31 protein-coding genes are annotated in these 26694 nt (G+C 35.3%); 16 read left to right on the plus strand and 15 right to left on the minus strand.

Features of this window, described 5'->3' with window-relative positions; all coding sequences use genetic code 11:
* Window positions 1-41: 41 nt before the first annotated feature.
* From HND50_10020 to HND50_10030, 3 genes are all read left to right on the plus strand, one after another.
* A complete protein-coding gene (locus HND50_10020) occupies window positions 42-1337 on the plus strand; it encodes a 3-isopropylmalate dehydratase large subunit (GenBank protein NOG45559.1) in 1296 nt (431 codons plus the stop codon).
* A 166-nt stretch (window positions 1338-1503) separates the two neighbouring features.
* Complete coding sequence (locus HND50_10025) at window positions 1504-2067, plus strand: 3-isopropylmalate dehydratase (GenBank protein ID NOG45560.1); 564 nt, start codon at window positions 1504-1506, stop codon at window positions 2065-2067.
* Window positions 2068-2112: 45 nt separating this feature from the next.
* Window positions 2113-3225: a DUF5009 domain-containing protein gene (locus tag HND50_10030; GenBank protein ID NOG45561.1), complete on the plus strand. Its 1113-nt coding sequence runs from the start codon at window positions 2113-2115 to the stop codon at window positions 3223-3225.
* A gap of 3 nt (window positions 3226-3228) precedes the next feature.
* On the opposite strand, the gene HND50_10035 is transcribed toward HND50_10030, so the two are convergent.
* Complete coding sequence (locus tag HND50_10035) at window positions 3229-3561, minus strand: phage holin family protein (GenBank protein NOG45562.1); 333 nt, start codon at window positions 3559-3561, stop codon at window positions 3229-3231.
* A 150-nt stretch (window positions 3562-3711) separates the two neighbouring features.
* A complete protein-coding gene (locus HND50_10040; GenBank protein NOG45563.1) occupies window positions 3712-4494 on the minus strand; it encodes a DUF2817 domain-containing protein in 783 nt (260 codons plus the stop codon).
* A gap of 246 nt (window positions 4495-4740) precedes the next feature.
* Between HND50_10040 and HND50_10045 the strand changes: the two genes are divergently transcribed.
* The 7 genes from HND50_10045 to HND50_10075 all read left to right on the plus strand — a co-directional run bounded on the left by HND50_10045 (window position 4741) and on the right by HND50_10075 (window position 9526).
* Entirely contained in the window at window positions 4741-5307 is a 567-nt protein-coding gene (locus tag HND50_10045) for a BMC domain-containing protein (protein ID NOG45564.1), read from the plus strand.
* 32 nt (window positions 5308-5339) lie between these two features.
* Window positions 5340-6110: a ParA family protein gene (locus HND50_10050; protein NOG45565.1), complete on the plus strand. Its 771-nt coding sequence runs from the start codon at window positions 5340-5342 to the stop codon at window positions 6108-6110.
* A 1-nt stretch (window position 6111) separates the two neighbouring features.
* Entirely contained in the window at window positions 6112-6399 is a 288-nt protein-coding gene (locus tag HND50_10055) for a hypothetical protein (GenBank protein NOG45566.1), read from the plus strand.
* Window positions 6386-7369, plus strand: a complete 984-nt coding sequence (locus tag HND50_10060) for a phosphate acetyltransferase (GenBank protein NOG45567.1) — start codon at window positions 6386-6388, stop codon at window positions 7367-7369. Before HND50_10055 ends, HND50_10060 begins: the two co-directional genes overlap by 14 nt.
* 28 nt (window positions 7370-7397) lie before the next feature.
* The gene (gene eutM / locus HND50_10065; protein ID NOG45568.1) at window positions 7398-7667 is read left to right on the plus strand and encodes an ethanolamine utilization microcompartment protein EutM; all 270 of its coding nucleotides are present in this window, start codon (window positions 7398-7400) and stop codon (window positions 7665-7667) included.
* Between the two features lie 90 nt (window positions 7668-7757).
* Window positions 7758-8042 carry an ethanolamine utilization microcompartment protein EutM gene (gene eutM / locus HND50_10070; GenBank protein NOG45569.1) on the plus strand — a complete coding sequence of 95 codons (285 nt, stop codon included), beginning with the start codon at window positions 7758-7760 and terminating at the stop codon, window positions 8040-8042.
* A gap of 77 nt (window positions 8043-8119) precedes the next feature.
* Window positions 8120-9526 carry an aldehyde dehydrogenase EutE gene (locus tag HND50_10075; GenBank protein ID NOG45570.1) on the plus strand — a complete coding sequence of 469 codons (1407 nt, stop codon included), beginning with the start codon at window positions 8120-8122 and terminating at the stop codon, window positions 9524-9526.
* Between the two features lie 186 nt (window positions 9527-9712).
* On the opposite strand, the gene HND50_10080 is transcribed toward HND50_10075, so the two are convergent.
* Window positions 9713-10243 (minus strand): NAD(P)H-dependent oxidoreductase, encoded by a 531-nt coding sequence (locus HND50_10080; protein NOG45571.1) that lies wholly within the window; start codon window positions 10241-10243, stop codon window positions 9713-9715.
* 37 nt (window positions 10244-10280) lie between these two features.
* Between HND50_10080 and HND50_10085 the strand changes: the two genes are divergently transcribed.
* A complete protein-coding gene (locus HND50_10085; protein NOG45572.1) occupies window positions 10281-10775 on the plus strand; it encodes a histidine phosphatase family protein in 495 nt (164 codons plus the stop codon).
* A gap of 91 nt (window positions 10776-10866) precedes the next feature.
* Here HND50_10085 and HND50_10090 read toward each other — a convergent pair whose 3' ends face one another.
* The 7 genes from HND50_10090 to HND50_10120 form a co-directional block, all read right to left on the minus strand.
* On the minus strand, window positions 10867-11661 hold the full coding sequence (locus tag HND50_10090) for a hypothetical protein (protein ID NOG45573.1): 795 nt from the start codon (window positions 11659-11661) through the stop codon (window positions 10867-10869).
* 272 nt (window positions 11662-11933) lie between these two features.
* Window positions 11934-14060 (minus strand): S9 family peptidase, encoded by a 2127-nt coding sequence (locus HND50_10095; GenBank protein NOG45574.1) that lies wholly within the window; start codon window positions 14058-14060, stop codon window positions 11934-11936.
* A gap of 98 nt (window positions 14061-14158) precedes the next feature.
* Window positions 14159-14713 (minus strand): thioredoxin family protein, encoded by a 555-nt coding sequence (locus HND50_10100; protein ID NOG45575.1) that lies wholly within the window; start codon window positions 14711-14713, stop codon window positions 14159-14161.
* Between the two features lie 82 nt (window positions 14714-14795).
* A complete protein-coding gene (gene rpmG, locus HND50_10105) occupies window positions 14796-14960 on the minus strand; it encodes a 50S ribosomal protein L33 (protein NOG45576.1) in 165 nt (54 codons plus the stop codon).
* A gap of 33 nt (window positions 14961-14993) precedes the next feature.
* The gene (rpmB, locus tag HND50_10110) at window positions 14994-15239 is read right to left on the minus strand and encodes a 50S ribosomal protein L28 (GenBank protein NOG45577.1); all 246 of its coding nucleotides are present in this window, start codon (window positions 15237-15239) and stop codon (window positions 14994-14996) included.
* Between the two features lie 14 nt (window positions 15240-15253).
* Window positions 15254-15466, minus strand: a complete 213-nt coding sequence (locus HND50_10115; GenBank protein ID NOG45578.1) for a hypothetical protein — start codon at window positions 15464-15466, stop codon at window positions 15254-15256.
* 172 nt (window positions 15467-15638) lie between these two features.
* Window positions 15639-15854 (minus strand): cold shock domain-containing protein, encoded by a 216-nt coding sequence (locus HND50_10120; protein NOG45579.1) that lies wholly within the window; start codon window positions 15852-15854, stop codon window positions 15639-15641.
* 225 nt (window positions 15855-16079) lie between these two features.
* On the opposite strand from HND50_10120, the gene yidD reads away from it, so the two are divergent.
* The 3 genes from yidD to HND50_10135 all read left to right on the plus strand — a co-directional run bounded on the left by yidD (window position 16080) and on the right by HND50_10135 (window position 20208).
* Window positions 16080-16319, plus strand: coding sequence for a membrane protein insertion efficiency factor YidD (gene yidD / locus HND50_10125; GenBank protein NOG45580.1), 240 nt, complete (start codon window positions 16080-16082; stop codon window positions 16317-16319).
* Between the two features lie 136 nt (window positions 16320-16455).
* Window positions 16456-17001, plus strand: coding sequence for a hypothetical protein (locus HND50_10130; protein ID NOG45581.1), 546 nt, complete (start codon window positions 16456-16458; stop codon window positions 16999-17001).
* Window positions 17002-17007: 6 nt separating this feature from the next.
* A complete protein-coding gene (locus tag HND50_10135; GenBank protein NOG45582.1) occupies window positions 17008-20208 on the plus strand; it encodes a CHAT domain-containing protein in 3201 nt (1066 codons plus the stop codon).
* A gap of 15 nt (window positions 20209-20223) precedes the next feature.
* Here the strand turns inward: HND50_10135 and HND50_10140 are convergent, their stop codons facing one another.
* Window positions 20224-20886, minus strand: a complete 663-nt coding sequence (locus tag HND50_10140) for a hypothetical protein (GenBank protein ID NOG45583.1) — start codon at window positions 20884-20886, stop codon at window positions 20224-20226.
* Window positions 20879-21463 carry a sigma-70 family RNA polymerase sigma factor gene (locus HND50_10145; protein ID NOG45584.1) on the minus strand — a complete coding sequence of 195 codons (585 nt, stop codon included), beginning with the start codon at window positions 21461-21463 and terminating at the stop codon, window positions 20879-20881. Before HND50_10145 ends, HND50_10140 begins: the two co-directional genes overlap by 8 nt.
* A 129-nt stretch (window positions 21464-21592) precedes the next feature.
* Between HND50_10145 and HND50_10150 the strand changes: the two genes are divergently transcribed.
* Both HND50_10150 and HND50_10155 read left to right on the plus strand, forming a co-directional pair.
* The gene (locus tag HND50_10150) at window positions 21593-22081 is read left to right on the plus strand and encodes a hypothetical protein (GenBank protein NOG45585.1); all 489 of its coding nucleotides are present in this window, start codon (window positions 21593-21595) and stop codon (window positions 22079-22081) included.
* 40 nt (window positions 22082-22121) lie between these two features.
* Window positions 22122-23168: a T9SS type A sorting domain-containing protein gene (locus tag HND50_10155; protein ID NOG45586.1), complete on the plus strand. Its 1047-nt coding sequence runs from the start codon at window positions 22122-22124 to the stop codon at window positions 23166-23168.
* Between the two features lie 54 nt (window positions 23169-23222).
* On the opposite strand, the gene HND50_10160 is transcribed toward HND50_10155, so the two are convergent.
* The 3 genes from HND50_10160 to HND50_10170 all read right to left on the minus strand — a co-directional run bounded on the left by HND50_10160 (window position 23223) and on the right by HND50_10170 (window position 26679).
* Window positions 23223-23990 (minus strand): hypothetical protein, encoded by a 768-nt coding sequence (locus HND50_10160; GenBank protein ID NOG45587.1) that lies wholly within the window; start codon window positions 23988-23990, stop codon window positions 23223-23225.
* Between the two features lie 256 nt (window positions 23991-24246).
* On the minus strand, window positions 24247-25401 hold the full coding sequence (locus HND50_10165) for a hypothetical protein (protein ID NOG45588.1): 1155 nt from the start codon (window positions 25399-25401) through the stop codon (window positions 24247-24249).
* 36 nt (window positions 25402-25437) lie between these two features.
* Window positions 25438-26679, minus strand: a complete 1242-nt coding sequence (locus tag HND50_10170) for a DUF819 family protein (GenBank protein NOG45589.1) — start codon at window positions 26677-26679, stop codon at window positions 25438-25440.
* Window positions 26680-26694 lie beyond the last annotated feature (15 nt).

The raw sequence follows: 26694 nt of genomic DNA on the forward strand, positions 1-26694 counted from the left end.
AATTATAAACTGGCGGCATGACACTAGGAGAATGATAAGCAATGGCAATGACAATCACTGAAAAAATACTGGCAAAATCAGCCGGAAAAAAAATTGTTAAACCGGGAGAAAATGTCTGGTTAAATGTAGATACATTAATGACACACGATGTTTGCGGTCCTCCGACGTTTCAAATTTGGAAACGGGAGTTTGGCGAAAGTGCTAAAATTTGGGACAAAGAGAAGCTGGTTGTTTTTCCTGATCATTATATTTTTACAGGAGATAAACACGCCAATAGAAATGTAAGCTTGCTGCAACAATATGCTGCTCAATACAATTTGCCAAATTATTATGATGTTGGGACAGATCGATACAAAGGCGTTTGCCATATCGCCCTGGCAGAAGAGGGTTTTAACTTGCCGGGCACAGTTCTTTTTGGTACAGATTCGCATACGTGCACATCCGGAGCTTTTGGGCTTTTTTCAACAGGTGTGGGTAATACAGATGCTGCCTTTATTTTGGGAACCGGAAAAATCTGGGAAAAAGTACCTGAGTCAATGAAGTTTACTTTTAATGGGAAAATGCCGGCATATCTTACCGCAAAAGATCTAATCCTTTATATTTTGGGAGATATTACAACTGATGGAGCTACATATCGTGCCATGGAATTTGATGGTGAAGCGGTATACTCGCTAAGTATGAATGAGCGGATGACACTTACAAATATGGCAATTGAAGCAGGAGGCATGAACGGTATTATTGCTGCTGATGAAATTACAAAAACTTATGTAAAAGAGAGAACTGATAAACCATTTGAAGTTTTTATGAGTGATGCGGAAGCAAAGTATCATAGCAGCTACAAATACAATGTTGAAGAAATGGAACCAGTCGTTGCCAAACCGCATAGTCCGGATAATCGCGACACGGTTAGCAATGTGGCGGGATCTAAAATAACAAAATCATATATCGGCTCTTGCACCGGTGGCAAAATTACAGATTTTAAAATGGCAGCAGAAATCTTGATAAATCAAAAAGTAAAAGTACCTACTTTTATTGTTCCCGGAAGTACAGAGGTGGCTGCTCAGTTGGAAACAGAAACTTACAAGGGTATTTCTATAAAAGAGATTTTATCGAATGCCGGATGTTCAATTACACAATCATCCTGTGCTGCTTGCCTGGGTGGCCCGGCAGATACAATTGGCCGCTCAATAGATCATGATATTGTGATTTCCACAACGAACAGGAATTTTCCCGGTCGAATGGGAAGCAAAAAATCAGAGGTTTATTTGGCATCGGCATATACGGTCGCAGCCTCAGCGGTGAAAGGGATTATTACCGATCCACGGGATTTTTTTTAGCTTGGAGAGAATAAAAGTAACTAAATCGACACAATCGGCTCACCCAAATAAAAGGCAGCGTCATGCCGAATTAATTTCGGCATCTCTGGTCAAAAAATTGTTGGATCCTGAAACGAGTTCAGGATGACGGAAATTATTCAGATAAAAATTGAAAATAAGGAAGAAAATGAAAAATGTAATTGAAGGAAAAGCGTACGTTCTTGGTGAAAATATTGACACAGACCAAATTATCCCGGCTGAACATTTGGTTTATAGTTTAACTGACGAAGAAGAGTCAAAAAAATATGGACATTTTGCACTTTCCAGCGTGCCGATGGAAAAAGCCGGATTACCAGGTGGAGGGATTCCTTTTATCAATGGAGATAACCATCTTTCTGAATTTTCTATAATTATTGGTGGACCAAACTTTGGTTGTGGATCTTCCCGCGAGCATGCCCCATTTGCACTTCAAAAGGCAGGTGTGAAGATTGTAATCGCTGAATCCTATGCCCGTATATTTTACCGAAATGCGGTAGACGGTGGATTTGTGATTCCCTATGAAAGTATTTATGAATTAAATAAAGAAATAAAAACGGGAGATGTTTTGGAAGTAGATGTCAATGAAAATGTATTGAAAAACAGGACAAGCGGGGTTGAATACAATCTAAATCCACTTGGTGACGTTTTGCCAATAATTGAGGCTGGAGGTATTTTTGATTACGCGCGTAAAATTGGAATGATAAGTGGGTAGTTTGTAAATTCCTTAATTCAAAATAGTCAGATCCCAAGGATTAAAATGGAACAAAAACAACGCCTACTCTCTCTTGATTTTTTTCGTGGGTTTACAATAGCAGCAATGATTTTAGTAAATAATCCCGGAAGCTGGGGCAGTGTTTACGCACCGCTTTTGCACGCTAAATGGCATGGCTGGACTCCAACTGATCTTATTTTCCCATTTTTCCTTTTTATTGTGGGCGTTTCAATTTCACTGGCTATGTCCGGTAAAAAAGAGCGCAATGAGCCTAAAAAAGATTTATACAAAAAAATAATCCGCCGGACACTTTTACTTTTTGGTTTGGGACTCTTTTTATCAGGATTCCCATTTTTTGATTTTAGTATAATCCGTATTCCCGGTGTGCTTCAACGAATTGCGGTATGCTATTTTGTTGCCACAGTCATATTTTTGCATGGCTCAATAAAAACTCAAATAACCTGGACAGGCATTTTCTTGTTTGTTTACTGGGCTATTATGGAATGGATTCCGGTTCCGGAAATAGGTGCGGGGCTTTATGATAAAGGCGCCAATTTTGCTGCTTATGTTGATAGCCTTTTTCTTAAGGGTCACATGTGGTCAGCAACAAAAACCTGGGATCCGGAAGGAATTGTCAGCACTCTTCCTGCTATATCTACAACTTTATTTGGTGTTTTAACCGGGCATTTACTCCGTAGTAAAAAAGAGAGTATTGAGAAAACTGCTATAATGCTAGTTGCAGGAAATATAGCCATTGCAATAGGTTTGATTTGGAGCCAATGGTTACCGATAAATAAAAGTTTATGGACCAGTTCGTATGCCGTTTTTATGAGCGGGATGGCTATGGTTGTTTTAGGGATTTCGTATTTTTTGATTGATGTAAAGGGATGGACAAAAGGGATAAAACCATTTCGGGTTTATGGAATGAATGCCATTACTGTTTTTGTACTTTCCGGGGTGGTTGCAAAAACACTTTATCTTATTAAGTGGCAATCAACCGATGGCGTAATTAGCTTAAAAGGGTGGATAATGAATATCTTTTTTCTACCATGGCTTAGCCCGATTAATGCATCTCTGGCTTTTGCGCTATGTTTTATTTTTGTTTCCTACATGGCGATGTATTTTTTGTATCGGAAAAATATTTTTATAAAAGTATAGGATTTAAAAAATCCATTTTAATAATGTACTTATTACTGTAATTAAAAAAGCCGCAAGCAGTGTAGTAGAAAAATTCTTAATTTCAAAATCTTCTATAAGCTGGTCTGTAACCCAGAGTAAAAAAGCATTAATTACAAAAGTAAATAAACCTAAAGTTAAAAACATTACCGGTAGACTTAAAAGAACAAGAAGCCATCCAATGAAAAAGTTAATAATACTGTAAACAACGGCTACAATTATCGCAGTAATAAAATTTTTTATTCTGATATTTGGTAGAAATTTAGCGACAGCAAATATAGTAATACTCAACAAAAGTACATTCCAAAGCGTGTTCATTTTTTCTCCCTGTAAATAATCTAAATATTAATAACTCTTTAAAATAGCAAAATTTCATTCCCGCATATCTTTAGCAGGAATCTGACTCTTTGGAAAATCTTTTTTAAGATCCCCGATAAATTCAGTCGCGGATGACACATTGAGAAAACCTTAAAAATTAATAGCCCTGATTAACGCTTCTTTATTATCAAGCCAGGCTTGCGCCGGATCATATAAAGGAAGTTCTAAAGTGATGGTTGGGATATTTAATTCTTTCCCTGCATAGGTGCCAAAAGAGCCCGGTGTGGCATAGCCAATGTCTTCAGAAATATCATAACCGTTATAACGGGCAATCTCATTAGCCAATCCAATTGCCGGGCCGTCGTAATTTACAACATTTAAAGCAGAATGAATTGAAAGTATTTTTTTCGGGGCATATTGGTCAATAATGCGCATTGCTACATGAGTTTCAATTTCTGAGCCGGCATCTCTACCGGGATAATAACGGTTATCAGAATAAACCGGAGACCAATTGTTAGTAGGAAAATTGCGATTGATATCGGTTTTATTTGCATTTGTTCTTTCATTTTCGAGTAATCCATCTGGATTTAAAACAGGGACAAGTATTACCCGGTTGTTAATTAAATCCTGGTTTGAATTTAAATGTCTTGCCAACTCTACAACAAGGTGAAATCCACCCGGCTCGTCGCCATGAAAAGCTCCAAAAATTAATGTGGTATTTTCACTTTCTCCTAATTCCAGCAGGTAAATATTGTTACCCTTTGTTGAATGTTCATATATTTTCCAGGCTAGCCCATCATTTGTCAGGCTGTTATATAACTTTTTTGTTTCAGATGGGGCATTAAAGTTTTTGTAAAATGGATAGCCGTATTTGTAAACTATCCAACCTATCAAAGCGATGTATATTAAATATTTTATTGCTTTCAAATTCATGTCAGTAATTATCTCCCAAATAAAACTGAAATTAAAGTGTTGGAATAAACATTACAAGAGCAGTTGGATTAAATAAAAAATAAATTAATTCAGAAACAACATAGTAAAAAGTGCATTTTTCAGTTTTTATAAACTTCTTGATTCAAGTTCCCATATTGTTGTAAATTCACCTTTAATTTTTTGATTTTTTCTCTGCTGCTATACAGTGTAAATAGTAATTCATACATGTAACATTCTGGTTTTTTTATGTCTTTATCATATGGTTTCGTAGAAACGCAAGGGCTAATTGGCTCAGTTGAAGCAGCAGATGCGATGCTCAAAGCCGCAAATGTACGCTTGATTCATAAAACTGAGATTGGATTTGGTCTGGTAACTGTTTTTGTTGAGGGCGAACTGGGCGCAGTTCAATCTGCTGTTGATGCTGGTAGCGCCGCGGCTGAAAGAGTTGGCCAGTTTGTTACATCGCATGTTATTGCACGGCCATTTAACGAAGCTGATTTTTTCCAAAACAAGGTTGAAGAAAAAGACGAGTCTGAAGAACCCACTTCACCTGTTGTTGAAGCTAAACTGAAACCAATTTCCAAGTCAGCTCCAAAACCGCGCCCACAAAAATCAGTAAAAAAACAAGAAGCAAAACCGGCAGATCTATCCTCGCAAGTGTTGCAATCTTTAAAAGGAAAAGAAAATGGCGCAAAATTGAACGAATTGGCAAAAGAATTAAATAAAGAACTTTCCGAAATCCGTATTTTATTAAAACAGCTTATTGATCAGGATAAAATTGAAAAAGTCCAGCAGCGTTATTATTTGCTGTAACATGTAATTTTCACGCAAGCTTTGGGGCAAAAATGAAATCAATTGTGATTCTTAATAATAAGGGTGGTGTAGGCAAAACAACCAGTGTTGTAAACATTGCAGCGTGTCTTGCGCAGTCTGGAAAATCAACATTGGTGGTAGATCTTGATCCTGCTGCCAGTGCAACTATCCATCTTGGGCTCTCAAAGGATGAAAACAACGTATCTACTTTATGCGATTATATTGTTAACGGCCAGAAAGAAATAAACAATTATATTTATGAAACAAAGTTTAAAAATCTATATTGTCTTCCTTCGGAACCATCGCTTAGCGAGTTTTATGATGAAATGCTTTTGGAGCAAGATACGGGATTTTTCCTTTCGAAAGACGCGTTACCAGATAACCATAAATTTATAATATTCGATAGTCCTCCAAATATGGGATCGTTGGCGCTAAATGCGTTGGCAATTGCTGATTATGTTTTGATCCCGGTTTTAACACAATATCTTGCACTTACCGGTTTAGAGCTTACGCTTAAATCTGTGGCTAAAGTTCAACGCCGCTTAAATCCAGATCTGAAAATTCTTGGATATTTTGCTACACAATATGACAGACGCACGCGTGTGGCAAAAGATGTTTTAAAGCTTCTTGAGGATCGTTTTAAAAAAGAATTATTTAAGACACCGATTGGAATAAACAGCAAATTAATTGAAGCCTTCGATGCACGTAAACCCATTATTCACAAAACACCATCAGCAAGAGGCGCACAGGAGTATTTGCAATTAAGTAAGGAAATTTTACAAAGGGTAAGGCGCAAATCCTGATATGAAAAAACTTATTTCTGAAAACACAATTGAAGAATTATATAATTCGGGTAAAATGCGTTTGGAAGTAGATATGGCCGACACGATTGTTACACCGCAGGCTCAAAATTCTGCACAAAAGCTGGGTGTTGAGCTTGTCGAAATTAAAACAAAATCGAAAGTTTCCTACGCGGATAAACAGAAAATAATCAACGAAGTACAAAAGCATTTTTCAGGTGGTAGATTTAGCAAGTCTAAAATAGAAAATGCAATACATAATGTGTTAGCCGGCTTAAATGACCTTTCTTGAAAAATTAAAATTATCCTGTAAACAAAATCCACAATCGGTCATTTTTTCTGAAGCAAACGATGAGCGGATTATTCAAGCAGCCAGGTTTATACAGGATCAAGGTTTTGCCAAACCCATTTTGATAGGTGGGGCTTTTGAGGTTCGTGATACAGCTTCAAAAATAAACATTTCAACAAAAGGATTAAAAATAATCAATCCAAATAATGAAATGGAGGCCAGGCCGTATAAAAACCATCTAATTCAGCAAGCAGCGGGTAAATCACTAAACCGCGTGGAAATTGATACAATCATAAGAGAACCGATAACCCAGTCACTTATGCGTTTGATAGGTGGAAATGCAGATATCGCTTTTGCAGGAAACAGGGGCAATATTGCACAAGTCATATCAAATGGGTTAAAGTGGTCCGGTATACATGGCAACTATAAACGGGTATCATCCTTTTATTTAATGGTTTCGCAGGATAATAAAAATATTTATGCTTTTTCAGATTGTAGCATTAATGTTGCCCCAAACTCAAATCAATTAGCAGAAATAGCACTTAAAACAGCAGAGACTTTTTTTAAAACTACAGGCAGGCAACCACGAGTTGCGTTTTTGTCATTTTCTACAAAAGGGAGTGCAAAACATAAAAAGGTTGATTTGGTCAGGGATGCCGTTAGCCTTTTTAATGAAAATAATGTAGGCTATGTTTGTGATGGTGAACTACAATTTGATGCCGCTGTAGATCAGGTAATTGCCAAACAAAAAGCGCCAAACGGTTACTTGAATGGTATTGCGAATGTGTTTATTTTCCCTTCATTGGATTCGGCAAATATTGCCCAGAAAATAGCTTCACAAATTGGTGGATACACATCAATCGGTCCAATGGTTCAGGGTTTGAATAATTCACTTCACTGCTTAACAAGAAGCTGTACAGTTGAAGAAGTTATTAACTCGGTTCTTCTCGCATCAGCGATGAAAAAAAATTAATTATTGATTTAAAAAACAGGAGAGACAAATGGAAGCATTAGGCATGATAGAAACCAAAGGTCTGGTTGCATTAATTGAAGCATCGGATGCAATGGTAAAAGCTGCCAAAGTTAAGCTTGTCGGATATAAGCAAATTGGAGCTGGCTACGTAACAGCAATTGTAAGAGGAGATGTTGCAGCATGTAAAGCTGCCACAGACGCCGGGGCCGCTGCAGCTGAACGTGTCGGAGAGCTTGTTTCAATTCATGTTATTCCTCGTCCGGCTGGCGATTTGGATAGTCTTTTTCCAATTAAATAACTTTATAAAATATCAATTTGGGTAAACTGGTTTTTCGCAATTACTCAGAGGAAAAGAAAACATTATTATTTTAAAGACAGGAGTTAAGTTATGGAAGCTTTAGGAATGATTGAAACAAAAGGGCTTGTGGGTTTAATTGAGGCATCTGATGCAATGGTTAAAGCAGCTCGGGTTGAGTTGGTTGGCTATTCTCAAATTGGCGCAGGGTATGTAACAGCGATGGTTCGTGGCGATGTTGCGGCATGTAAAGCTGCTACAGATGCAGGTGCAGCAGCGGCGGAACGAGTGGGAGAATTAGTTGCAGTTCATGTTATCCCAAGACCGCATGCAGAGCTAGAAGGTATTTTCCCAATTAAAATAAACAAGAAAAAATAGATAGTTAAAGTAAAAAGTTATGGTAGGGAAAAAATGGTTCATTCTTTCTACATCCAACTTCTTACTTTGAGGTTGCTATGAGTTTATCTTCAAACGAAATAAAAAATATTGTTGATAAAGTAGTCACACATCTTGAAAGTGATGAAAAAGTATCTGCAAGTAAAAATGCTTTGGGAATATTTGATACTCTCGATGAGGCATATTCCGCTGCGAGGGAATCGCAAAAAGCATTAAAAACTTTAGCAATGCGATCGAAGGCGGTTGAGGCAATACGCTTATCAGTAAAAAAACATGCAAAAGAGCTTGCAGAACTTGCAGTTGCTGAAACGGGCATGGGGCGTGTTGAAGATAAAATCCAAAAAAAAATAATTCAGGCTGAAAAAACTCCGGGAGTTGAAGATTTACAGCCAGTGGCGGTAACGGGTGATAATGGTTTAACTCTCATTGAATTAGCAGCGTGGGGTGTAATAGCTTCTGTTACACCTTCAACAAATCCTGGGGCAACAGTTATAAATAATGCTATCAGCATGATTGCCGCCGGGAATGCCGTCATTTTTGCTGTCCATCCAAGTGCTAAAAAGGTTTCACAGCGTACAATTACTCTTTTAAATGAAGCGATCGTTTCAGTGGGCGGACCAGAAGCACTGCTCACAACAGTAGCAGAGCCTACAATTGAAACAGCTCAACAATTATTTTCATATCCGGGAATAGATTTATTAGTTGTTACGGGTGGAGGAGCAGTAGTTGAAGCAGCACGCAAAGTAACAGATAAAAGACTGATGGCTGCGGGACCCGGGAATCCTCCTGTTATAGTTGATGAAACTGCCGATATTGCCCGTGCCGGAAAAGGCATTGTCAATGGAGCGTCGTTTGACAATAATATTATGTGTACCTGCGAAAAAGAGATTATCGCTGTTGATACAATTGCCGATCAGTTGAAAGCAGAGATGATTAATAATGATGCATATGAACTTTCGGTAGAGCAATCTAAGCAAATTGAAGATGTTGTTTTAGTTACGCTTGATGATGGACGAAAAGTTGTAAATCGTGATTGGATTGGCAAAGATGCACATTTGATTGCAGAACAAATTGGTTTAAAGCTGCCAAAAGAAACCCGCTTATTGTTTGCCGAAACTGAGAAGAACCATCCATTTGCGACCAAAGAATTAATGATGCCGGTCCTTCCATTTATCCGTGTTGCGGATGCTGATACAGCAATTGATGTTGCAGTCGAGCTGGAAAAAGGAAATCGGCATACCGCAATTATGTACTCAAAAAACCTTGACAACTTAGACCGCATGGCCAACGAAATTAATTGTAGCATATTTGTAAAAAACGGGCCTTGTTATGCCGGGCTTGGGTTTGGCGGAGAAGGCTGGACATCCATGACTATCACTACGCCAACCGGAGAGGGTGTTACATCGGCACGGACCTTTGTTCGGCTAAGACGCTGTGTTTTAGTAGATAATTTCCGCATTGTGTAACGTACATTTTAGAAAACCAATTTTACACAAACCACTCTTTAATAAATAGTTTGTAGTTGAAACTTAATCAGCAATTTTTATATTATGTGCAGGTATAAACTTGCGCATTTTTTATTTTTCTGAAATAAAATCAGGAAACAAAACAGCTTATAAAAAAGTCCTCGTATTTTAATTTTAGAGAAAATATTATTTTTTTAAAGCTTGTGCTAAGCGGATGATATTTTCGCATAGCTCATCAATTCGTTTTTTTATTGAGTCATCTTTTATGGTACTATTTTCAGAGTCGATTGAGTTTGGTAAGGCATAAACAAAGCGCGGCACAATTAATGAACGGAAATTTAACATAAGGCTGTTGGCAAATCCCATAATGGACATATAGCTTGCTTGACCACCTGCCATACAGATAAATCCAATTGGTTTCTCAGCCCAGGCTTCTCCTGTCAAGTCTAATATATTTTTTGTAACAGCATTTACACCATAGTTATAAACAGGCCCGGAAACAATTATTGCGTCTGATTCAGCAAGCTCATTTTTAATTGCAATTACATTTTTATGATCATAAGCACCCTGTTCACCACAAAAAGGAATATCAAACATTTTCAAATCAAGCAATGTACAATCTGAAATTTGTGCGCTTATCATTTTTTTTGCATACTGACTTAGAACCAGGCTGCGGCTCTTTTTGTTTAAACTACTGCTGAGAATTGTAATTTTCATTATATTGTCCATATTAAAATTATGACGAGATAAATTTATGAAAAAAATCTATATTTTACGCCATGCAAAATCCAGTTGGAAAAATGAAACACTTTCTGACTTTGAGAGGCCCCTTAATGAACGCGGGAAAAGAGATGCACCGCTAATGGGTTTAAAATTGAGTGAGGTTGGAATTAAACCGGATTTAATTTTGTCAAGTGCGGCAAATAGGGCTTATACAACAGCAACAATTATTGCAGATAAGATGAACTATCCTTTAGATGGTATAGAGAAAAGGCAAGATTTATATCTGGCCTCTGCAAATAAAATATTAAAAATGATTAACTTCCTAGAGAATAAACATAACAGTGTGATGGTTGTTGGGCATAACCCTGGGTTGACAGATTTAGCAAATGAGTTAGGAGGATTACAGGTTGCCAATATGCCGACCTGTGCCTTAGTTGCTCTGGAATTCTCTGTTGATGAATGGCAGGCAGTTAGTTGGGGGCTTGGTAAAAATTTACTTTTTGAATATCCCAAAAAAGGAATTTAATGGTTCCTAGGACAGGAATAGCAATTTTTATTATTTGATATATTTTTTAAGCTCCCCTTAATCAGCTCTTTAGAATATGACATCTGTATTTCTAATTTCGCAACTTTCCAACTAAAAATTCTTCACGACGAAAAACCTGAGTAAATGAACTTTTGCCCAACGGAAAACAAAACAACAGATTTTCTGTAAATCGTATGCCTTTTTTATGATATTTCATTGGGAAATAAATCTTTCCACTAATCGAATAACCCGGTTTTAAAGAAGTTTTGCGTAAAGCTTCATCACGCCATTGGTCTTTAATACGTCCAATGTTTCTTGACCTATTTTCATGTTCCAATTCGTTTTCAGCATAATCCAGGCGCCGTTCCAGGTCATCTATTTCTTCCTGGGCTTCTTCTGCTTCTGTAGTGGGTTTACCGATGGTTGCTATATCAAAAACCAGATCAAGCACTGATAAACCCATTAGTTGACCTTGCCGCGTGCTGTAAGAGGCATCCGCTGCAGATTGGCTTAAATCCATATGCAAAATCTTAAGCTCTGGATCAAGGGCTTCCACTGGTTTTGCAGGAAATATACTCATGAATTTTTTATTTTTTTCCAGCTTTTCTTCACTATAAACAGGCTTATAGTAAAAATCCTCCGGGCTGATCAGAACAATGCTATCTGTTTTATTTGCAATCTCAATATCAAAAACAAAATTATTTGTCCAAATTTTGTCATATGCCAATGCGACATCGAAAGAATCATTATCGAGATGGATAAATTCCTGCCCATACAACCAGGCACTTTTTTCAGCTTCGGGCATCAAACGGTAAACAGGTTTTGGTGGAACGGTGCAGCTAATTAAAGCAATTATAGTTATAGATAATATTATTGATTTCAACATTTTTTCCTCACAATTTTTTTTGATATAAAGTACAAATCAATATTTGTGCCATTTAGTTTTAGAGGAAAATCGTTGAACAGGAAGGTAGAAATGAAAACATTGTTTACAGTCAATGTTAGCGTTGTTTATATATTTAGATAAAATTTAAACTTCGGATTTTACAAGGTTTTTACAGACTCTGTTTGGCTTAGCTTATGAAGATCCACTTGCAAAACACTGCTATCCTTTCGTGTAAAGTCTACATAGGATTTTTTACAGCTCACCTAAAATTGTTATTGATTAATTCCAAGTAAGTCTAAAATAAAAGCATATTCAAGGGCAATAGTTTTATATTGCTCAAATCGACCGGACGCACCGCCATGGCCAGCCTCCATCTCGGTAAATAAAAATAAAGGATTTTTGTCAGTTTTATTAACTCGTAATTTTGCAACCCACTTGGCCGGCTCCCAATATTGAACTTGTGAATCATGCAACCCGGTTGTTACAAGCATGGCGGGATAATTATTTTTTTTAACATTATCATATGGAGAATATGAAAGAATATAATCATAAAATTTTTTTTCTTTAGGGTTACCCCATTCATCAAACTCACCTGTTGTTAACGGAATACTTTCATCCAGCATAGTTGTAACAACATCTACAAAGGGAACTGCTGCAACAACACCTTTCCATAAATCAGGACGCATGTTTAGAACCGCACCCATTAATAACCCACCGGCGCTGCCACCCATTGCAAACATTTTATTTTGATTGCTGTATTTCTGATTTATTAATTCTTCAGCGCAGGCAATAAAATCTGTAAAGGTATTTTTCTTTTTTAAAAGTTTTCCATCTTCATACCATTTCCTCCCTAAAGCCTGGCCTCCCCTGACATGGGCAATTGCAAATACAAAACCACGATCTAACAGGCTCAATCTAACTGAGCTGAATGAAGGGTCTATTGTATATCCATATGATCCGTATCCATATAGTAAAACGGGATTCTCTGCGTCCTTTTTTAACCCCTTTTTATAAACTAAGGAAATGGGAACTTTGGCACCATCATTAGCTCTGGCAAATGTTCTTTCTGTTATGTAATTCCCAGGATCAAAATCACCGATGACTTCGTCTCGCTTTAGAAGTGTTTGCTCCCGTTTCTCCATATTGTAATCGTATTTTGAGTTGGGTGTTGTTAAGGAAGTATAATTATAGCGTAAAAGATTAGTGTCAAATTCCTTGTTTATTGATATCGAAGCTTTATATGCAGGTTCTCCAAAATCCAGGTAATGTTCTTTTTGGGATTTGTTATTGATGATGCGAATGCGAGTAAGCCCATCTTTACGCTCACTAATTACCATAAAATCTTTAAAGATTTCAACATCATTTAACAGGATGTTTTCGCGGTGAGCTATCACTTCAATCCAGTTCTCTTTTTCGGGTCGATTGACGTGTGTTTTCATCAAACGAAAATTTTTAGCATTCCAGTTTGTCAATATATAAAAATTGTCCTTAAAATGAACAACACTGTACTCATGATCTTTTTCTCTCTTTTGAATTATTTTAAATGTTCCATTTGGTTGACCTGCATCTAAAAACTGCATTTCTGTTGAAAGAGTACTGTTTGAAAAAGCATAAATATATTTTCTGGATTTGCTTTTCCAAAGATAAACCGCAAAGGTATTATCTTTCTCATGGTACACTAGCTCATTTGTTTCTGACCCTATTGTGTGGCAAAAAACCATGTCGGGCCGCAATGTTGAATCTTTGCTGGTAAAAAATAGTGTTTTGTTATCATTTGCCCATACGGAGCTACCCGTTGTGTTGCCAATTTTATCTGGATATATTTCTCCTGTTTCAAGGTTTTTTATATAAATTGTATAGATTCGCCGGCTAACAGTATCAACTCCGAAAGCGAGTAGTTTATTATTCTCACTAACATTGAGCCCTTTTACCTGATAATAATTATGGCCTTCTGCCATTTTATTAACATCGAGCATTATCTCTTCAGAGGCACCTAATGCCCCCTTTTTGCGACAATATAAGGGGTATTCTTTTCCTGCGACGTAGCGATTGTAATAATAATATCCGTTATCCTTGTAAGGAACCGACTCATCGGTTTGTTTGATTCTGCCAATAATTTCATTATATAGATTTTCTTGAAACTCTTTTGTGTGAGCAAGGGAGTGATCAAGATAGTTGTTTTCTTCGTTTAAATATCTTATTACTTCAGGGCTTTCACGTTCGTTGAGCCAATAATAATCGTCAATACGGGTGTGTCCATGTATTGTTAATTCTTGGCTAATCTTTTTTGCTTTTGGCGGCATTATATTCTCCGAAGTCTTTGACTGTGTTTTGCAGCTATTTATAAAACAAACAAGCATTATACCTGTAAATATTTTTAACAAAGTGGATAGTGTCATAACAGCCCCTGTTCTAATTATGCCCTAATAGATTTTAGAATTATTAGGACTAAAATAAACATTTGTTAATGTTTTTGGCTAATTAATTATATTTATGGCTATTTCCATTTGATATTGCAGCCAATGCTAGGCTTTTGAATCGGATTAACAGGAGTTCCTGCCAGAATATTTTCCAGGGCGTTCCGCAAATCATATCCAGTGATAGGAAAATCATTCTCTGGTCTTGAATCGTCGAACCGCCCTCTGTAAACAAGCTCCAAATCCTTGTCAAAAATGTAAAATTCGGGAGTACAAACAGCCTGGTATGCTTTGGCGACATTCTGTGTTTCATCAGATAAATAAGGAAAAGGAAATTTATATTGAACAGTAAGTTCTTTCATTTTATCGGGTCCATCTTGAGGATATTTTTCTTTATCATTTGAGCTGATTGCCACAAATGAAATACTTTTAGGAAGATAATTGTTGGCAAGGTTTACTAATTCTGTAAGCATATGGATAACAAAAGGACAGTGATTACAGATAAACATTATTACAGTTGCTTTTTCTGATTTTAGATCGTCTAGAGAATATTCTTTTTGGTCGACAACATTGATCAGGTTGAATTTGGGGGCTTTTGTTCCAAGTGGAAGCATGGTGGAAATTGTTCTAGCCATTATCGCCTCCTGAAAGATTTTTAAGTTGGGAGTATTTCAGGGTAAAAAAAATCCAATCAAAATTGATTGGATTTAAATAAAGCTATTTTACTTCTTTATACATAACGTGTTTTCTAGCAATAGGATCATATTTTTTGATCTCAAGCTTTGCGGTAGTATTGCGCTTATTCTTTTTTGTAGAGTACATATGCGCGCTTGCAGAGCTTTTTATTTTGATAGTTTCACGTGCGTTTGACTTCTTTGCCATTTTATTACCTCATGGTTTTTATCGCGGAGATCTTTATGAAACCTCAACATCTGATAATTTAAGGCCTTGTTGCGCTAAATATGTCATCAGACCTTTGCTATTAATTGTTTTAAGGGCTCTTGTGGAAATCTTAACTCGAACAAAGCGGTTCAATTCACTAACAAAAATACGTTTAGATTGTAAATTTGGTAATTGTCTGCGCTTAGTTTTATTATGTGCATGTGAAACATGGTTTCCAACCAGAGGTGCTTTTCCGGATAAAGTACATTTTCGTGCCATTTTAAAATTCTCCCTTACGCTTTTGCTTCAAGCATTGCTCTGCCGTTATTAATCTCATTATTTATGACCTGATCTTCATTATCATCAGCCATAATCTTAACCATTGATTCTGCAAATTTCATATGCCCGTTTTTAGGCGATGTATAGGTATATACAACTTTTACAGTTTTTGCTGCTTCTCCCTGGCCTCTTTTTAATTTATCGCCAAAGGTTTGTTTCTTGGCCATTTCATAAACTCCTGATTTTCAAATAGAAATAGTTTTAATTTTGCAAAAGGTTTCTAATATATGACTATTAGAGTCAAATATCAAGAATATGGTTGGCATTTATGATATTATTTTTTAGGGGGATTTTTTATAAGGTGATGGACTTTCATCCATCACCAGGAAAAAAATAATTTTATTCTGTGATTACTGTTAACTCACTTGCTTCAAGGCCTTTTGCGCCTTCAACTAAAGTGAATTCGACAGCTTGTCCGTCTTCCAACTTTTTATATCCGTCACCTTGAATAGCAGAATAATGGACAAAAACATCTTTTTCACCTTCACGGGTTAAAAAACCAAATCCTTTTTTTACATCAAACCACTTAACGGTTCCGGTAACTCTTTCGGACATATCTTTTCTCCTGTGATTACTTAAACTTAGGGACATTTTTTTTGAAACAATGCTTATTGTAAAGACATTTTATTAAATAACCAAAAAAAAGTAGGGCGATAAGTCTGAAAAGTAGTCAGCTTTCATGAATGTTAATTATCTTCTTTTCTAGTAATACTTAATTTGCTAATCTGATGCGGTTGACTAAATTTGTAACCAATGTTTTCTTATCATATCAAAGTAAAAATGATTACAAAGTTTTTTACAACAATATTAGTCTCAATTTTCCGATTCTATCAAATTGCAATTTCCCCATTCCGGCGTGCAAGTTGCCGACATTTTCCAACATGTTCATCTTACACGATTGAAGCAATAACAGTTCATGGTCCGCTAAAAGGTGGTTGGCTAGGGCTAAAAAGAATAGGCCGATGCCATCCTTGGGGGACTTCCGGTTTCGACCCTGTTCCGCCTGCAAAAAAAAAATAATTTGTGGAATTTTTTATGGTTTTGTATCTACTTAATTGTAGTATATATTTAGAACTGATAACGGTTTAACTAAATATGTATAAAATGTTTAATTTTATTTCAATCGAAACGTTTATCTGAATAATGGAGGTTCACAATGAGGTATGTTTTATTTTCAAGTTTAAAGTATTTTTCTATAGTAATATTTTTGATGATGTTGTTAAATTCTTGCTCTGATAATAGTACCGCTTTTACAGGAACGGATAAACTAAATACGGAGGCCAAGCTAAATAAAATACCATCACCGGATCCATGTGATGGGGATACGCATGAAGATAAATATATTATTACCGATGATAATCACGAAGATGAGGATGAGGGTGGGGATTTTTTTACTGATGTTTTAACAAACTATTTCGATGGAAATGGAAATCCACGATCGCATTCTTCCTTTACACACTATACCGAGCTGGGATGTCCGATACAAGGCCACCAAGTAAATGTTTCAACAACAACAGCCAGAATCAATTATAAAATAGTACCTGAAACCAATGCATATAGAACCTGGTATTTAAACGGAAATGTAATAGCAGCAGGATATGGAGTAAATGAAGTAAACATTTTAATCCGCAATTTAAACCAAGTGCATCAAATTAGGATTGACAATTGGGCATATGGTTATATTAGGTTCTTACAAAACTAGGATAGTATGTATACTGTTGTACATGAATGTTATTCTAAAAGAGGAGTAAATTCGATTTACTCCTCTTTTCATTACAGTTTATTGTTTATCTTGGCTCTATTTGTTTTTTTTTCTTTAGCGGGTGCATCTCAAAAAACCTACTTGCCGAATGTGGCGATTCCTGTAGTTGATTCTACCAAAATAAAACTTGCAAACCAGCATTTTAAAAATGCATTGGTTTTTAAAAAGAAAGAGCAATTCGACTCTTCACTATTTTATCTAAATCTTGCAAGTAAAGTATATTGGGGGATTTCTGATTACGAAAATTATATTAATTCTCTTCGCTATATATTGATTAATAATTTCCGCCAGAAGAATTATTCTAAAGCAAAAAAAGTTTTTGATAAAATTGTTAAGACTTCTATTACTTATGAGATTGAAAATCATCCTATAATGGCTAAAGTTTATTATAATTTTGGATCGGGGTGCAGAAAAACGGGTGAGTATTTGCAAGCTTTGAAATATCTTGAGTTAGCAAAAAAAATTAAACAGAAGAATAAACTTACTTATGTAGGAATACTTGTAAATACAGGTAATGTTTATTTCGATATTGGGGAATATGATAAAGCACTAACTGTTTTTACAACTGCCTATAAAATGAGGCTTGACAAGTATGGTAAGAAACATATAAAGTCTGTTTTTATCTTTAAAAATATCGCCGATGTTTTGCTTAAAAAAGGATATTATGAAAAAGCCTTAAGTCATTATAATGAAGTATTACCATTTTATATTAATAAGTATGGATCAAACCATTCCAGGTTATCAACACTTTATAGCAATATAAGTACTGCTTACCATTTGAAAGGCGATTATGAATTTGAGAAGGTATATTTAAAAAAGGCTGTTGAGATTAGTATTGCCAATTTTGGGATAAATCATGCTCAGACTGCTATCCTTTTAACAAACCTCGCCATAACACACAGGAATCTTGGAAATAATAAAAAAGCTAGGGAATATTACCTGCAAGTAATTAATATCTATTTGAAAATATATAAAAACAAAGCTCGCTCACATATTGCCAATACATATTATAATTATGCTGAATTGCTCTCAAAAGAAAATAACATCGATGCAAAAAGTTACTATTTAAAGGCAATTGCAATCATGGATTCCTTGGAGGGGGGGCATAGTGATCTCAAGGCAAATATGCATATGGGATTAGGATATTTTCTTCATAAGAACAAGTTATATTCAAAAGCTGATATTGAGTTCCAAATTGCATTAAAGTTAGTTAAAAGGCCATCTGGAGGAATCTATTCTACCTTAGCCGAATGTTATCGATATATGGGTGACAATTATTCTGAGCAAAAATTCTACAAAAAGGCATTGATATCTTACGATGAGTCTATTAGTGCAAGTGGAGGTGATTACTATTTTGGGTTTTTGCAAAAAACGATAAATAATATTCCACTAAATAGAATTGAGTTACTAGAGACGGTAACTTCGAAAGGTGAATTGTTTAGAAAAAAAATGTTGGAGGAAAAAAGCAGTGGCGAAGAAAAAATCAAACTGGCAAAAAATGCTGTTCATAATTTTGATTTAGCAAGTAAATTGTTAACAGAATTACAAACAAATTACATTGAAGACCGCTCTAAACTAAACCTAAGTAAAAAGTCATTTAAAATATATGATAACATTTTAGAAACCTTAAACATACTTTATAACCTTACTAACGATGAAACCTTTCTGAAGACAGCGTTTTTATATGCAGAAAAAAATAAAGTAGCTGTTTTAACACAAGCATTAAAAGAAGCTAGGGTAAAAAAGTTTGTTAATATTCCCGACAGTGTTTTAATCCGTGAAAAGGCTTTGCTTACCGATATAACATATCACGAAATTACTTTACAAAAATTATATGCTCGAAACGATAATCCCGATCAAACAAAAATTGCAGAAATTCAAAATACTCTTTTTAAACTGAAAACCGACCATGGTTCTTTAAAAAAGCACTTTGAAATGGAATATCCTCAATACTATGAACTAAAATATAAATCAGTAATACCCTCTGTAGAAACAATTCAAAACAGGTTGGATGCCAATTCAGCTTTAATAGAATATGTTTTGGGTAGTAAAACACTCTCAATTTTTACTATAACTAAGGACAATTTTTTTCTAACTAGAGTGCCATTAGATACATTTTTGCTAAAAAAAGTTGATCAGTTTAAACTGTCCCTTGTTAAAGTATCGGAAAGCGCCCATTTTACAAAATGGAGCTATCATATTTATAATAAAATTTTTAAACCCATTGAAAGTTTCGTTTCATCTAAACAAAAATTAATCCTAATACCAGATGGAAAGCTTTATTATTTTCCGTTTGAAGCCCTGGTTAGGAAATTCCCCGAAGATTCTTTGCAACACAATAACTATAGTGATTTAGACTATTTAATTAATGATTTTGAATTTGTGTATCACTATTCCGGAAAACTTTATTTGCAGAGCTTTGAAGAATCAAAAAAAGATATTGATTTTGACTACAACATTGCAGCTTTTGCACCGGTTTTTGGTAATCAAAATGGCGAGGTAATTGAAACAGAGATTTCATTAGTAACAAAAGTCAAAAATTATTTTTACAGCAAATGGAGAAATGGGAAAAGCTTTTCTCCATTATTACACTCAGAAAAGGAAGCGGAAAGCATTATCAATATGTTTCGTGATTACAAGAAGAAAAGTAAGGCTTACTTAAATTCTGCTGCAACAGAGAAAACTTTTAAAAATGAAGCAGGGAAATTTAAATATCTTCATATAGCAACGCATAGTTTTTTTGATAAAGAAATGCCTCATCTTTCTGGGATTGTTTTCGCGGAAGAGGAGGATTCATCAAGCCATGAAGATGGAATCCTTTACTCAGGAGAAATATATAATTTGGATATAAGATCTGAGTTGGTTGTTCTTAGTAGTTGCGAGAGTGGTTATGGTAAAATTTTGAAAGGTGAAGGAATAATGGCCATGACTAGAGGATTCTTATACAGTGGGGCTTCCAACATATTGGCATCATTATGGCCTGTATCTGATATGCAAACCTACAATTTAATGCTTCCTTTTTACAAAGGGATTCGGAACTTAAAAAGTTATTCGGCGGCTTTAAGGGAAACAAAATTAACCATGATTAAAGATAAAGCCTCGTCTTTCCCTTCAATATGGAGTGGTTTTATTCTGATTGGTCGATAAGTGGGTTATTGTAATCTAATCATCCGTTGGGAGTACTAAGATCCTTCCAATGTGGATGGTATTGAACCCAGCTTCTAAAGACCAATAATAAAGCCCAGGAGCCAAGTTATCCATGAAAAAGAAAATATTCTCTTTCAGGTCTTTATCAAAAACTACATTTCCATTATTATTTAAAATAGATAACCTTACTATTCGTTCACTATTCTTTTCCCAGGTAAAGGTTAATTGTTCATCAAATATAGTTAGCCCGATTGGATTTGTTACTATTAATGAATTATCATTCGTTCTAAAATTATCATTGATCTGTGACTCAAGATACGAAAGGGTCCTAAAATTATCTCCATACTTATTTGAATAGTACTCTATTGGCCTTTCGATAGTTTTTTGATATCCTGTATATAAAACAAACGCTAAAACTGAAGCAGCGGCTAAGAGTAACTGCCAATTTATTTTTGGTTTGCTTTTTATTGAAGCAAAAATTTTTTGTTCTATTTGCTGAATAGTTATTTTTGTCCTTTTTGTATCACTTTCTTGATTTAAGCCTTCCAGGGCAGTTCTGCAAAATTCACATTCTTTTAAATGGAACTCTATTTTCGTCTTTTCACCAGGTTGTAAATGAGTTTTATTATATGTAACTAATTGATCGAGAGTTAGACAAGGTTGGTTTTGGTTACTCATTGTAATTCCTTTTACTTTGAGTTAAAATATTCTTCAAATTTCTTTTACCATTTTGAATATGGCTCTTTACATGCTTTACTTCAAACCCAGTTTCAATGGCGATTTCTTTATACGACTTTTTTACGAAATAAAACATTTCCAAACAGCTTCTTTGTACATCATTGAGTTTGGTGATTGCTTTTTCAAGCTCTTCAACTTTAATATCGTGTGTACCGTAGTGATGCTTTAGATTCAAGCTTTCCATAATCATTTTGTCCAAGATTAACGGATCTTTCAAAATAAGCTGGCTTTTTCTGATACGGACCTTCATCAAACAATGATTTTTTGTTACAACAAAAAGCCAGTTTTTAAAGTTTCTAATCTCATGATTTTTGATGGTTCGGAGAAGTTTCTCGAATATGTCTAATACGGCATCTTCACTGTCTTGAATGTTTCTAAAATACTTTTGACAATTAAGGTAAACAAGATGATGATAGCGAAGATATAATTCTGCAAAATATTCTTGATTTTCAGATTCGAGAAATTTTTTTAATAGTTCTGAGTCAGTAAACTGCTTTTTGTTGCGGAATAATTGAATAGCACCCTCTTCATTTTAACCTGAATATTTTGTTGATATAAAATACTTTTATGGAATTTCTTGTGCAAGTGCATCTATAATATTATGAATGGCCATTCATACATAACTAATTAAATTATAGGAGATATCATGAGTAAGTATTATGTCTTAATTATTATTACTAGCTTCATTTTAAGTTGCGAAACACAAGTTAATGCTCCAGTTACAAAAGAACTTTCTGAGCAAGGTCAATTTTCAAAAATTGTAACCCCACCTCTTCCAGATATAGAAGTTATTTATGAAAACGGCCAAGGCTATTTAATAGCAGGAGAAAATAGTGGATGGATTTCTTACAACCCTGGGATGGCTGAATATATGATTAAATTTGAGTTTTTAAGGGACATTATAACAGGAGGCGGTAATGGCGAAGGTATATCGGTGAATGTTATAGTCAAAGATAAAGTTAATAATACAATGTTAAATAAATGGTATGAATTAACCAATGCAGTTCAATGGTACACTTTTTATGAATCTTTTCAGCCAGGGTTCGGGGCCCATAAAATGATAATTAATGTCCCATGGCCATTTTATGATGGATTGGGTGCAAAAGTAACCTTATTGCGAAATTCAACAAACTAAAACATTAAAGATAAATGTATTAATTCCAGGAGGTTTTATTATGTTTTTAAAAACTTTAGTTTTATTTAGTTTTTTAGGAAGTTTGGCATTTGCACAACTATGCCCTAGGTACTACCACATTTTAAATAAATGTGGTTATTATAATGAATTTGCTGTTTGGGATGATGACAATAGTACTTTTACTGTACAAGTTGATAACGATAATATTACATCACCCGAATCATGTACTAGTTGTACGGGTCCTGCTGATCCTTACTATTTTGTTTCATACGCTTCAGATACTGATCCTAGAGCAGCTGTTTCGCCATATATTATTAATGAAGGTGAATGGCACCGAGTGGTTATTACAAAAAATTCACAAACAACAAAAGTGTATTATAAACAATTGTCAATGGCTCAATCTGGCGGGCATTCTCCTGATTATGTTATTAATACAGATGGAACAGGATATGATAAAGCCCCTTCAGATGCTGTCGTTAGTTGGGATAGTATCTTAAAAACGAGTCCGCCATCTGATTGGTATGTGCCAGATGTAGGTTCACTTAGTGGTAATAATTACAATCTTTTTTGGTCACATTCTTGGGAACAAAATGTACCACAAACACAATACGAAATTTATCGTTCAAATTCATTTAATGGACCCTATACTAAAATAGCTACAACTTCAACCCTTTCGTATAGTGCACTTCCATTTCCAAACCGTTATTATAAAGTAAAAGCAAAATTGGATGGAAAATTGAGCCAGAATTTTTCAAACACAGTACTATTACCAATGCTTTCAAAAACATCTGTTAAAACAGAAAAAGAAACAGGAGTTATACCTCAAGAATATAAATTATATAATAATTATCCAAACCCATTTAATCCATCGACTAAAATTACTTTTGAAATCCCAAAGGAATCTGATGTAAAAATAACAATTTATGACTTAAATGGAAGTATTGTTTCTACTTTAGTGAATAGGTTTTTTACAAGCGGAAAATACACTTTAACTTATAATGCAGAGGGCCTTCCTTCAGGTACATATTTCTATAAGCTTGAAACAAATTATTATTCCGAAACGAAAAAAATGGTTTTGATGAAATAACCCCTATTTCATTAGACATTTAGATTAAGGCCGCATATGCGGCCTTTTTAATTTTTATTGGAAGGTTACCGTTACCTGTTTTACAATTTCTGCAACGGCCTGGTAAAACTTAGTTTCTGTTTGGTAGAGGTTATAGCGGTATTTAACAACCTGGATCATTGCTTCTCCAGAAATATCTGATAAATCTGCGGCTTCAATAGAATGCTGGCCATTATTTGGAAGGCCTTGTGCTATGTAAGTTTTAGAATTTGACAAATCTACAACAAGTACAAGCATTGAATCTGTATTATTTAATGAGCCAACCCAAGTAATATTCAAACCATTGCTTTTATCAATATTACCGGAAACCGGTGAAGTTAAAGTAAAACTTGACGGACTTGATACCGCTAAGTCAAATGCTGGGATATCCCCGTTTCCTGCTACTTCCCAATTATGATTGGAGCCATTAAAAGAAACATTGTTTAATGACGATGGGTTTGTCTGGCTGAATGAGTTATACCACGTACTTCCGGATTGTGACTCTGCCATCAAAGGTTGTTCATTTACAGCAACATCACCCGCATTATCTCCATTGCCAAACCAGGCATAGCCCATTGCAAATTGGGCTGCAGGAAAACCTGGTATTGTTTCAAATTCAAATAAAACTGTTGCTAAAACCCCACCAAACTCTAAGCCTTCAACGCTAGTAACTGAAGGCATTGGCTGACCGCTCTTATTAATATCACTCTCACCACCATCCCCATTGGAATCGGTAGAGCTACTACAACTAAATAGTAGTCCTGCAAACAGTAAATATAATAATTTAATTTGTAATTTATTCATGAATTGTCCTCCTTGATTTGTTATGGTTTTATTTTTGAGAATTACTTTTTAGTAAGATCATATTTTCAGTTTATTTTTATATAAATATATCCGGCTGATAAATGGTATTATGTTTATAACAAGAAGAGTGCCAAATAAAAGAAGAATTAGTAGAGTGTTGTTTTTTAAAGATTTATGCTAACTCGTAGATTTAAGATGTCGTAAAAATGAAACGGTGAGATATTCAAAATTGTCGTTAACAGGCGACACTAAATGATTATTGATTAAACTTTTTGGCGATATAAATTTTACTTGGTGTAGTAAAAGTTACTTTACCCGGTGATGCAGTATCGAACTCAAAGGTCCAGTTTTTTTCTTGCGAAAAGAATTTTGAAGTGGTGTCTGAATATATCTGGAATTTTTCTTTGCTCCATGATGGAAGAAGATAAAACTTATTTCCCTCGATTATAAAGTCTAAATAGTTGTTATCAAAATCATAGCGACCAACAAGGTTTTTTACACGTTTTAAATTCAGTTTTATACCAGACCAGAATTTCAGATACTCACGTTCACCAAGCATGCCAAGCATTCTCCTGGCCCATATAAAATCAGGTTTTAATTCAAGCACTTTTTTGTATGATTCGACCGCTGCTTGATTCTGATTTGTTTCCATCAAAGATTTAGCCAGTTTTTCGAACGCTTTCCAGGAAGAAGGAAAGGCTTTTGTATTTAGGGAATACACTTCTATTGCTTCATCAATTTTTTCATCTTGATACAATTCATCTGCTACCCTTTGAAAATCTATCTCTTTAAATGGAAGTGAGCCATCGCCTTTTTCCAAGATCCGATCCAATTGATCTTCAACTGCCTTGATTCCTTCTTTACGGAATTGTTGGACAAAATCATTTTCAAAACGATATTCTTGCCCCATGTTGTATTTTTCGTGACTTTCTTCAATAAACCTATGCCATTGGCCGGTGGGAAACCAAATACTGTCAAGATCTGTTTTTGCAAGTTTTTTATCATCGCCCAACCAGATTACACGATATAAAAACGTAAAGGCCGAAGCGCGCATATTAGCCTGGCAATGCAGCAGTACACTATCGTTTTTATGCTTTTCCATATCGTCAAAATAATGCTTTAGGTTTTCCTGAGTTGGATTCTTCCAGTCAACCTTAATTTGAGTAAATGTCAGCCCTTTGGATGTAACAATAGAATCTTCTTTACTCTGATCTCCTGGCAAAAGTGAAATGACGTGTTTAAAACCATAATCTTTTATAAAACCAAATTGCTTTTCAGTTATATACCCGGAGCTGGCAAGGTTATGCTCAATAAGTTGAAATGCCCGAATCGTTTTAAGAGAATCTAAAATGGCCGATTGGCCAAATAGGGAAGATGTAAGAATAATAATTATCAGAAAGGAATTTCTCATTGTAAAATCCTTATTGATCATAAAAATTTTAATAATTTATGGAGCAACAATCTGCATTAACCAACCTGTCAAGATCGCGCCATAGGTTCCAACAACGTAACCTAATACTGCCAGTAATACTCCAACCGGTGCCAGTGCTGTATGAAATGCCGATGCAACAATCGGTGCGGAAGCTGTGCCACCTACATTAGCCTGGCTACCAACTGCGATAAAAAAGAATGGCGCTTTGATTAGTTTACCGACAATAAAAAGTAAGACAACGTGGATCATAATCCAGACTATACCAACAAGAAAAAGGCCGGGATTTTCTACAATAGCTGTTAAATCCATACTCATGCCAATAGCTGCAATCAGGATATATAAAAAAATTGTTCCAATATTGGATGCGCCGGCACCTTCTAATTTCCGTGCTTTTGTAAAGGAAAGGATTAAACCACCGGTAGTTGCAATTACAACAATCCAGAAAAATGTAGAGGTTAGTCCAAAATCTTTTAAAAAGGGCAGATTTGATGCAAGCCATGGGGCAATGATATCTGCTAAAAAATGGGCAATGCCCGTTGTTCCAAAAGCAAATGCCAAAATTATGGTGATTTCTTTAACAGTTGGAATATGCGCAATACTTGCCCTGTATTTTTCAACTCTAACGCGTAAGTCATCAATGGCTGTTACATCGGCCTTTAGCCAATTATCAATTTTTTTGTTAATCCCTGCTCCATAAAGCAAAACGCCCATCCACAAATAACCGATTATTATATCAACAGGAAGCATTTGGGAAAATAGTTTATCACTTACTTCAAAAACTTCGCGCATAGCTGTTTGGTTTGCGCCGCCACCAATCCAACTTCCGGCAATGGTTGTTAAACCACGCCAAACAGCTTCCGGGCCAGCGCCTCCAACTACATCGGGTGCAAAAAATGAGATTATAAGAATTGCGATCGGGCCACCGATAACTATTCCTATTGTGCCGGTTAAGAACATAACAATTGCCCGCCAGCCAAGTTTGATAATAGCATTAATATCTACACTAAGTGTAAGAAGAACCAGGCTGGAAGGAAGTAAATAGCGGGAAGCCATAAAATATAACTGTGAATGCTCACCGGAAATTATACCAAGCGAATTAAAAATAGACGGTATAAAATAGCATAATAAAACGGTTGGAATAAACGTATAAAACTTTTTCCAAAATGGAGTATCAATGCTTGAGGTTTTAAAAACAACAGCAAGAATGGTCAGCAAAATACCTAGAACAACGGCGTCATTTGTAATCAATGGTTCCATAAATTCTCAAATAAT

This window comes from Calditrichota bacterium, from assembly GCA_013112635.1.
Classification (GTDB): Bacteria; Calditrichota; Calditrichia; order Calditrichales; family J004; genus JABFGF01.

What these genes read in the sequence shown, in the direction of transcription:
- HND50_10130 (NOG45581.1), top strand. Translation starts at nt 16,456, where the DNA reads ATGAGGTATGTTTTATTTTCAAGTTTAAAGTATTTTTCTATAGTAATA.
- eutM (NOG45568.1), top strand. Translation starts at nt 7,398, where the DNA reads ATGGAAGCATTAGGCATGATAGAAACCAAAGGTCTGGTTGCATTAATT.
- HND50_10075 (NOG45570.1), top strand. Translation starts at nt 8,120, where the DNA reads ATGAGTTTATCTTCAAACGAAATAAAAAATATTGTTGATAAAGTAGTC.
- HND50_10170 (NOG45589.1), bottom strand. Translation starts at nt 26,679, where the DNA reads ATGGAACCATTGATTACAAATGACGCCGTTGTTCTAGGTATTTTGCTG.
- HND50_10045 (NOG45564.1), top strand. Translation starts at nt 4,741, where the DNA reads ATGTCTTTATCATATGGTTTCGTAGAAACGCAAGGGCTAATTGGCTCA.
- HND50_10150 (NOG45585.1), top strand. Translation starts at nt 21,593, where the DNA reads ATGAGTAAGTATTATGTCTTAATTATTATTACTAGCTTCATTTTAAGT.
- HND50_10035 (NOG45562.1), bottom strand. Translation starts at nt 3,561, where the DNA reads ATGAACACGCTTTGGAATGTACTTTTGTTGAGTATTACTATATTTGCT.
- eutM (NOG45569.1), top strand. Translation starts at nt 7,758, where the DNA reads ATGGAAGCTTTAGGAATGATTGAAACAAAAGGGCTTGTGGGTTTAATT.
- HND50_10060 (NOG45567.1), top strand. Translation starts at nt 6,386, where the DNA reads ATGACCTTTCTTGAAAAATTAAAATTATCCTGTAAACAAAATCCACAA.
- HND50_10030 (NOG45561.1), top strand. Translation starts at nt 2,113, where the DNA reads ATGGAACAAAAACAACGCCTACTCTCTCTTGATTTTTTTCGTGGGTTT.
- HND50_10135 (NOG45582.1), top strand. Translation starts at nt 17,008, where the DNA reads ATGTATACTGTTGTACATGAATGTTATTCTAAAAGAGGAGTAAATTCG.
- HND50_10040 (NOG45563.1), bottom strand. Translation starts at nt 4,494, where the DNA reads ATGAATTTGAAAGCAATAAAATATTTAATATACATCGCTTTGATAGGT.
- HND50_10115 (NOG45578.1), bottom strand. Translation starts at nt 15,466, where the DNA reads ATGGCCAAGAAACAAACCTTTGGCGATAAATTAAAAAGAGGCCAGGGA.
- HND50_10155 (NOG45586.1), top strand. Translation starts at nt 22,122, where the DNA reads ATGTTTTTAAAAACTTTAGTTTTATTTAGTTTTTTAGGAAGTTTGGCA.
- HND50_10090 (NOG45573.1), bottom strand. Translation starts at nt 11,661, where the DNA reads ATGTTGAAATCAATAATATTATCTATAACTATAATTGCTTTAATTAGC.
- HND50_10165 (NOG45588.1), bottom strand. Translation starts at nt 25,401, where the DNA reads ATGAGAAATTCCTTTCTGATAATTATTATTCTTACATCTTCCCTATTT.
- HND50_10050 (NOG45565.1), top strand. Translation starts at nt 5,340, where the DNA reads ATGAAATCAATTGTGATTCTTAATAATAAGGGTGGTGTAGGCAAAACA.
- HND50_10140 (NOG45583.1), bottom strand. Translation starts at nt 20,886, where the DNA reads ATGAGTAACCAAAACCAACCTTGTCTAACTCTCGATCAATTAGTTACA.
- HND50_10085 (NOG45572.1), top strand. Translation starts at nt 10,281, where the DNA reads ATGAAAAAAATCTATATTTTACGCCATGCAAAATCCAGTTGGAAAAAT.
- yidD (NOG45580.1), top strand. Translation starts at nt 16,080, where the DNA reads ATGATTACAAAGTTTTTTACAACAATATTAGTCTCAATTTTCCGATTC.
- HND50_10080 (NOG45571.1), bottom strand. Translation starts at nt 10,243, where the DNA reads ATGAAAATTACAATTCTCAGCAGTAGTTTAAACAAAAAGAGCCGCAGC.
- HND50_10055 (NOG45566.1), top strand. Translation starts at nt 6,112, where the DNA reads ATGAAAAAACTTATTTCTGAAAACACAATTGAAGAATTATATAATTCG.
- HND50_10120 (NOG45579.1), bottom strand. Translation starts at nt 15,854, where the DNA reads ATGTCCGAAAGAGTTACCGGAACCGTTAAGTGGTTTGATGTAAAAAAA.
- HND50_10160 (NOG45587.1), bottom strand. Translation starts at nt 23,990, where the DNA reads ATGAATAAATTACAAATTAAATTATTATATTTACTGTTTGCAGGACTA.
- rpmG (NOG45576.1), bottom strand. Translation starts at nt 14,960, where the DNA reads ATGGCAAAGAAGTCAAACGCACGTGAAACTATCAAAATAAAAAGCTCT.
- HND50_10095 (NOG45574.1), bottom strand. Translation starts at nt 14,060, where the DNA reads ATGACACTATCCACTTTGTTAAAAATATTTACAGGTATAATGCTTGTT.
- HND50_10100 (NOG45575.1), bottom strand. Translation starts at nt 14,713, where the DNA reads ATGGCTAGAACAATTTCCACCATGCTTCCACTTGGAACAAAAGCCCCC.
- rpmB (NOG45577.1), bottom strand. Translation starts at nt 15,239, where the DNA reads ATGGCACGAAAATGTACTTTATCCGGAAAAGCACCTCTGGTTGGAAAC.
- HND50_10025 (NOG45560.1), top strand. Translation starts at nt 1,504, where the DNA reads ATGAAAAATGTAATTGAAGGAAAAGCGTACGTTCTTGGTGAAAATATT.
- HND50_10020 (NOG45559.1), top strand. Translation starts at nt 42, where the DNA reads ATGGCAATGACAATCACTGAAAAAATACTGGCAAAATCAGCCGGAAAA.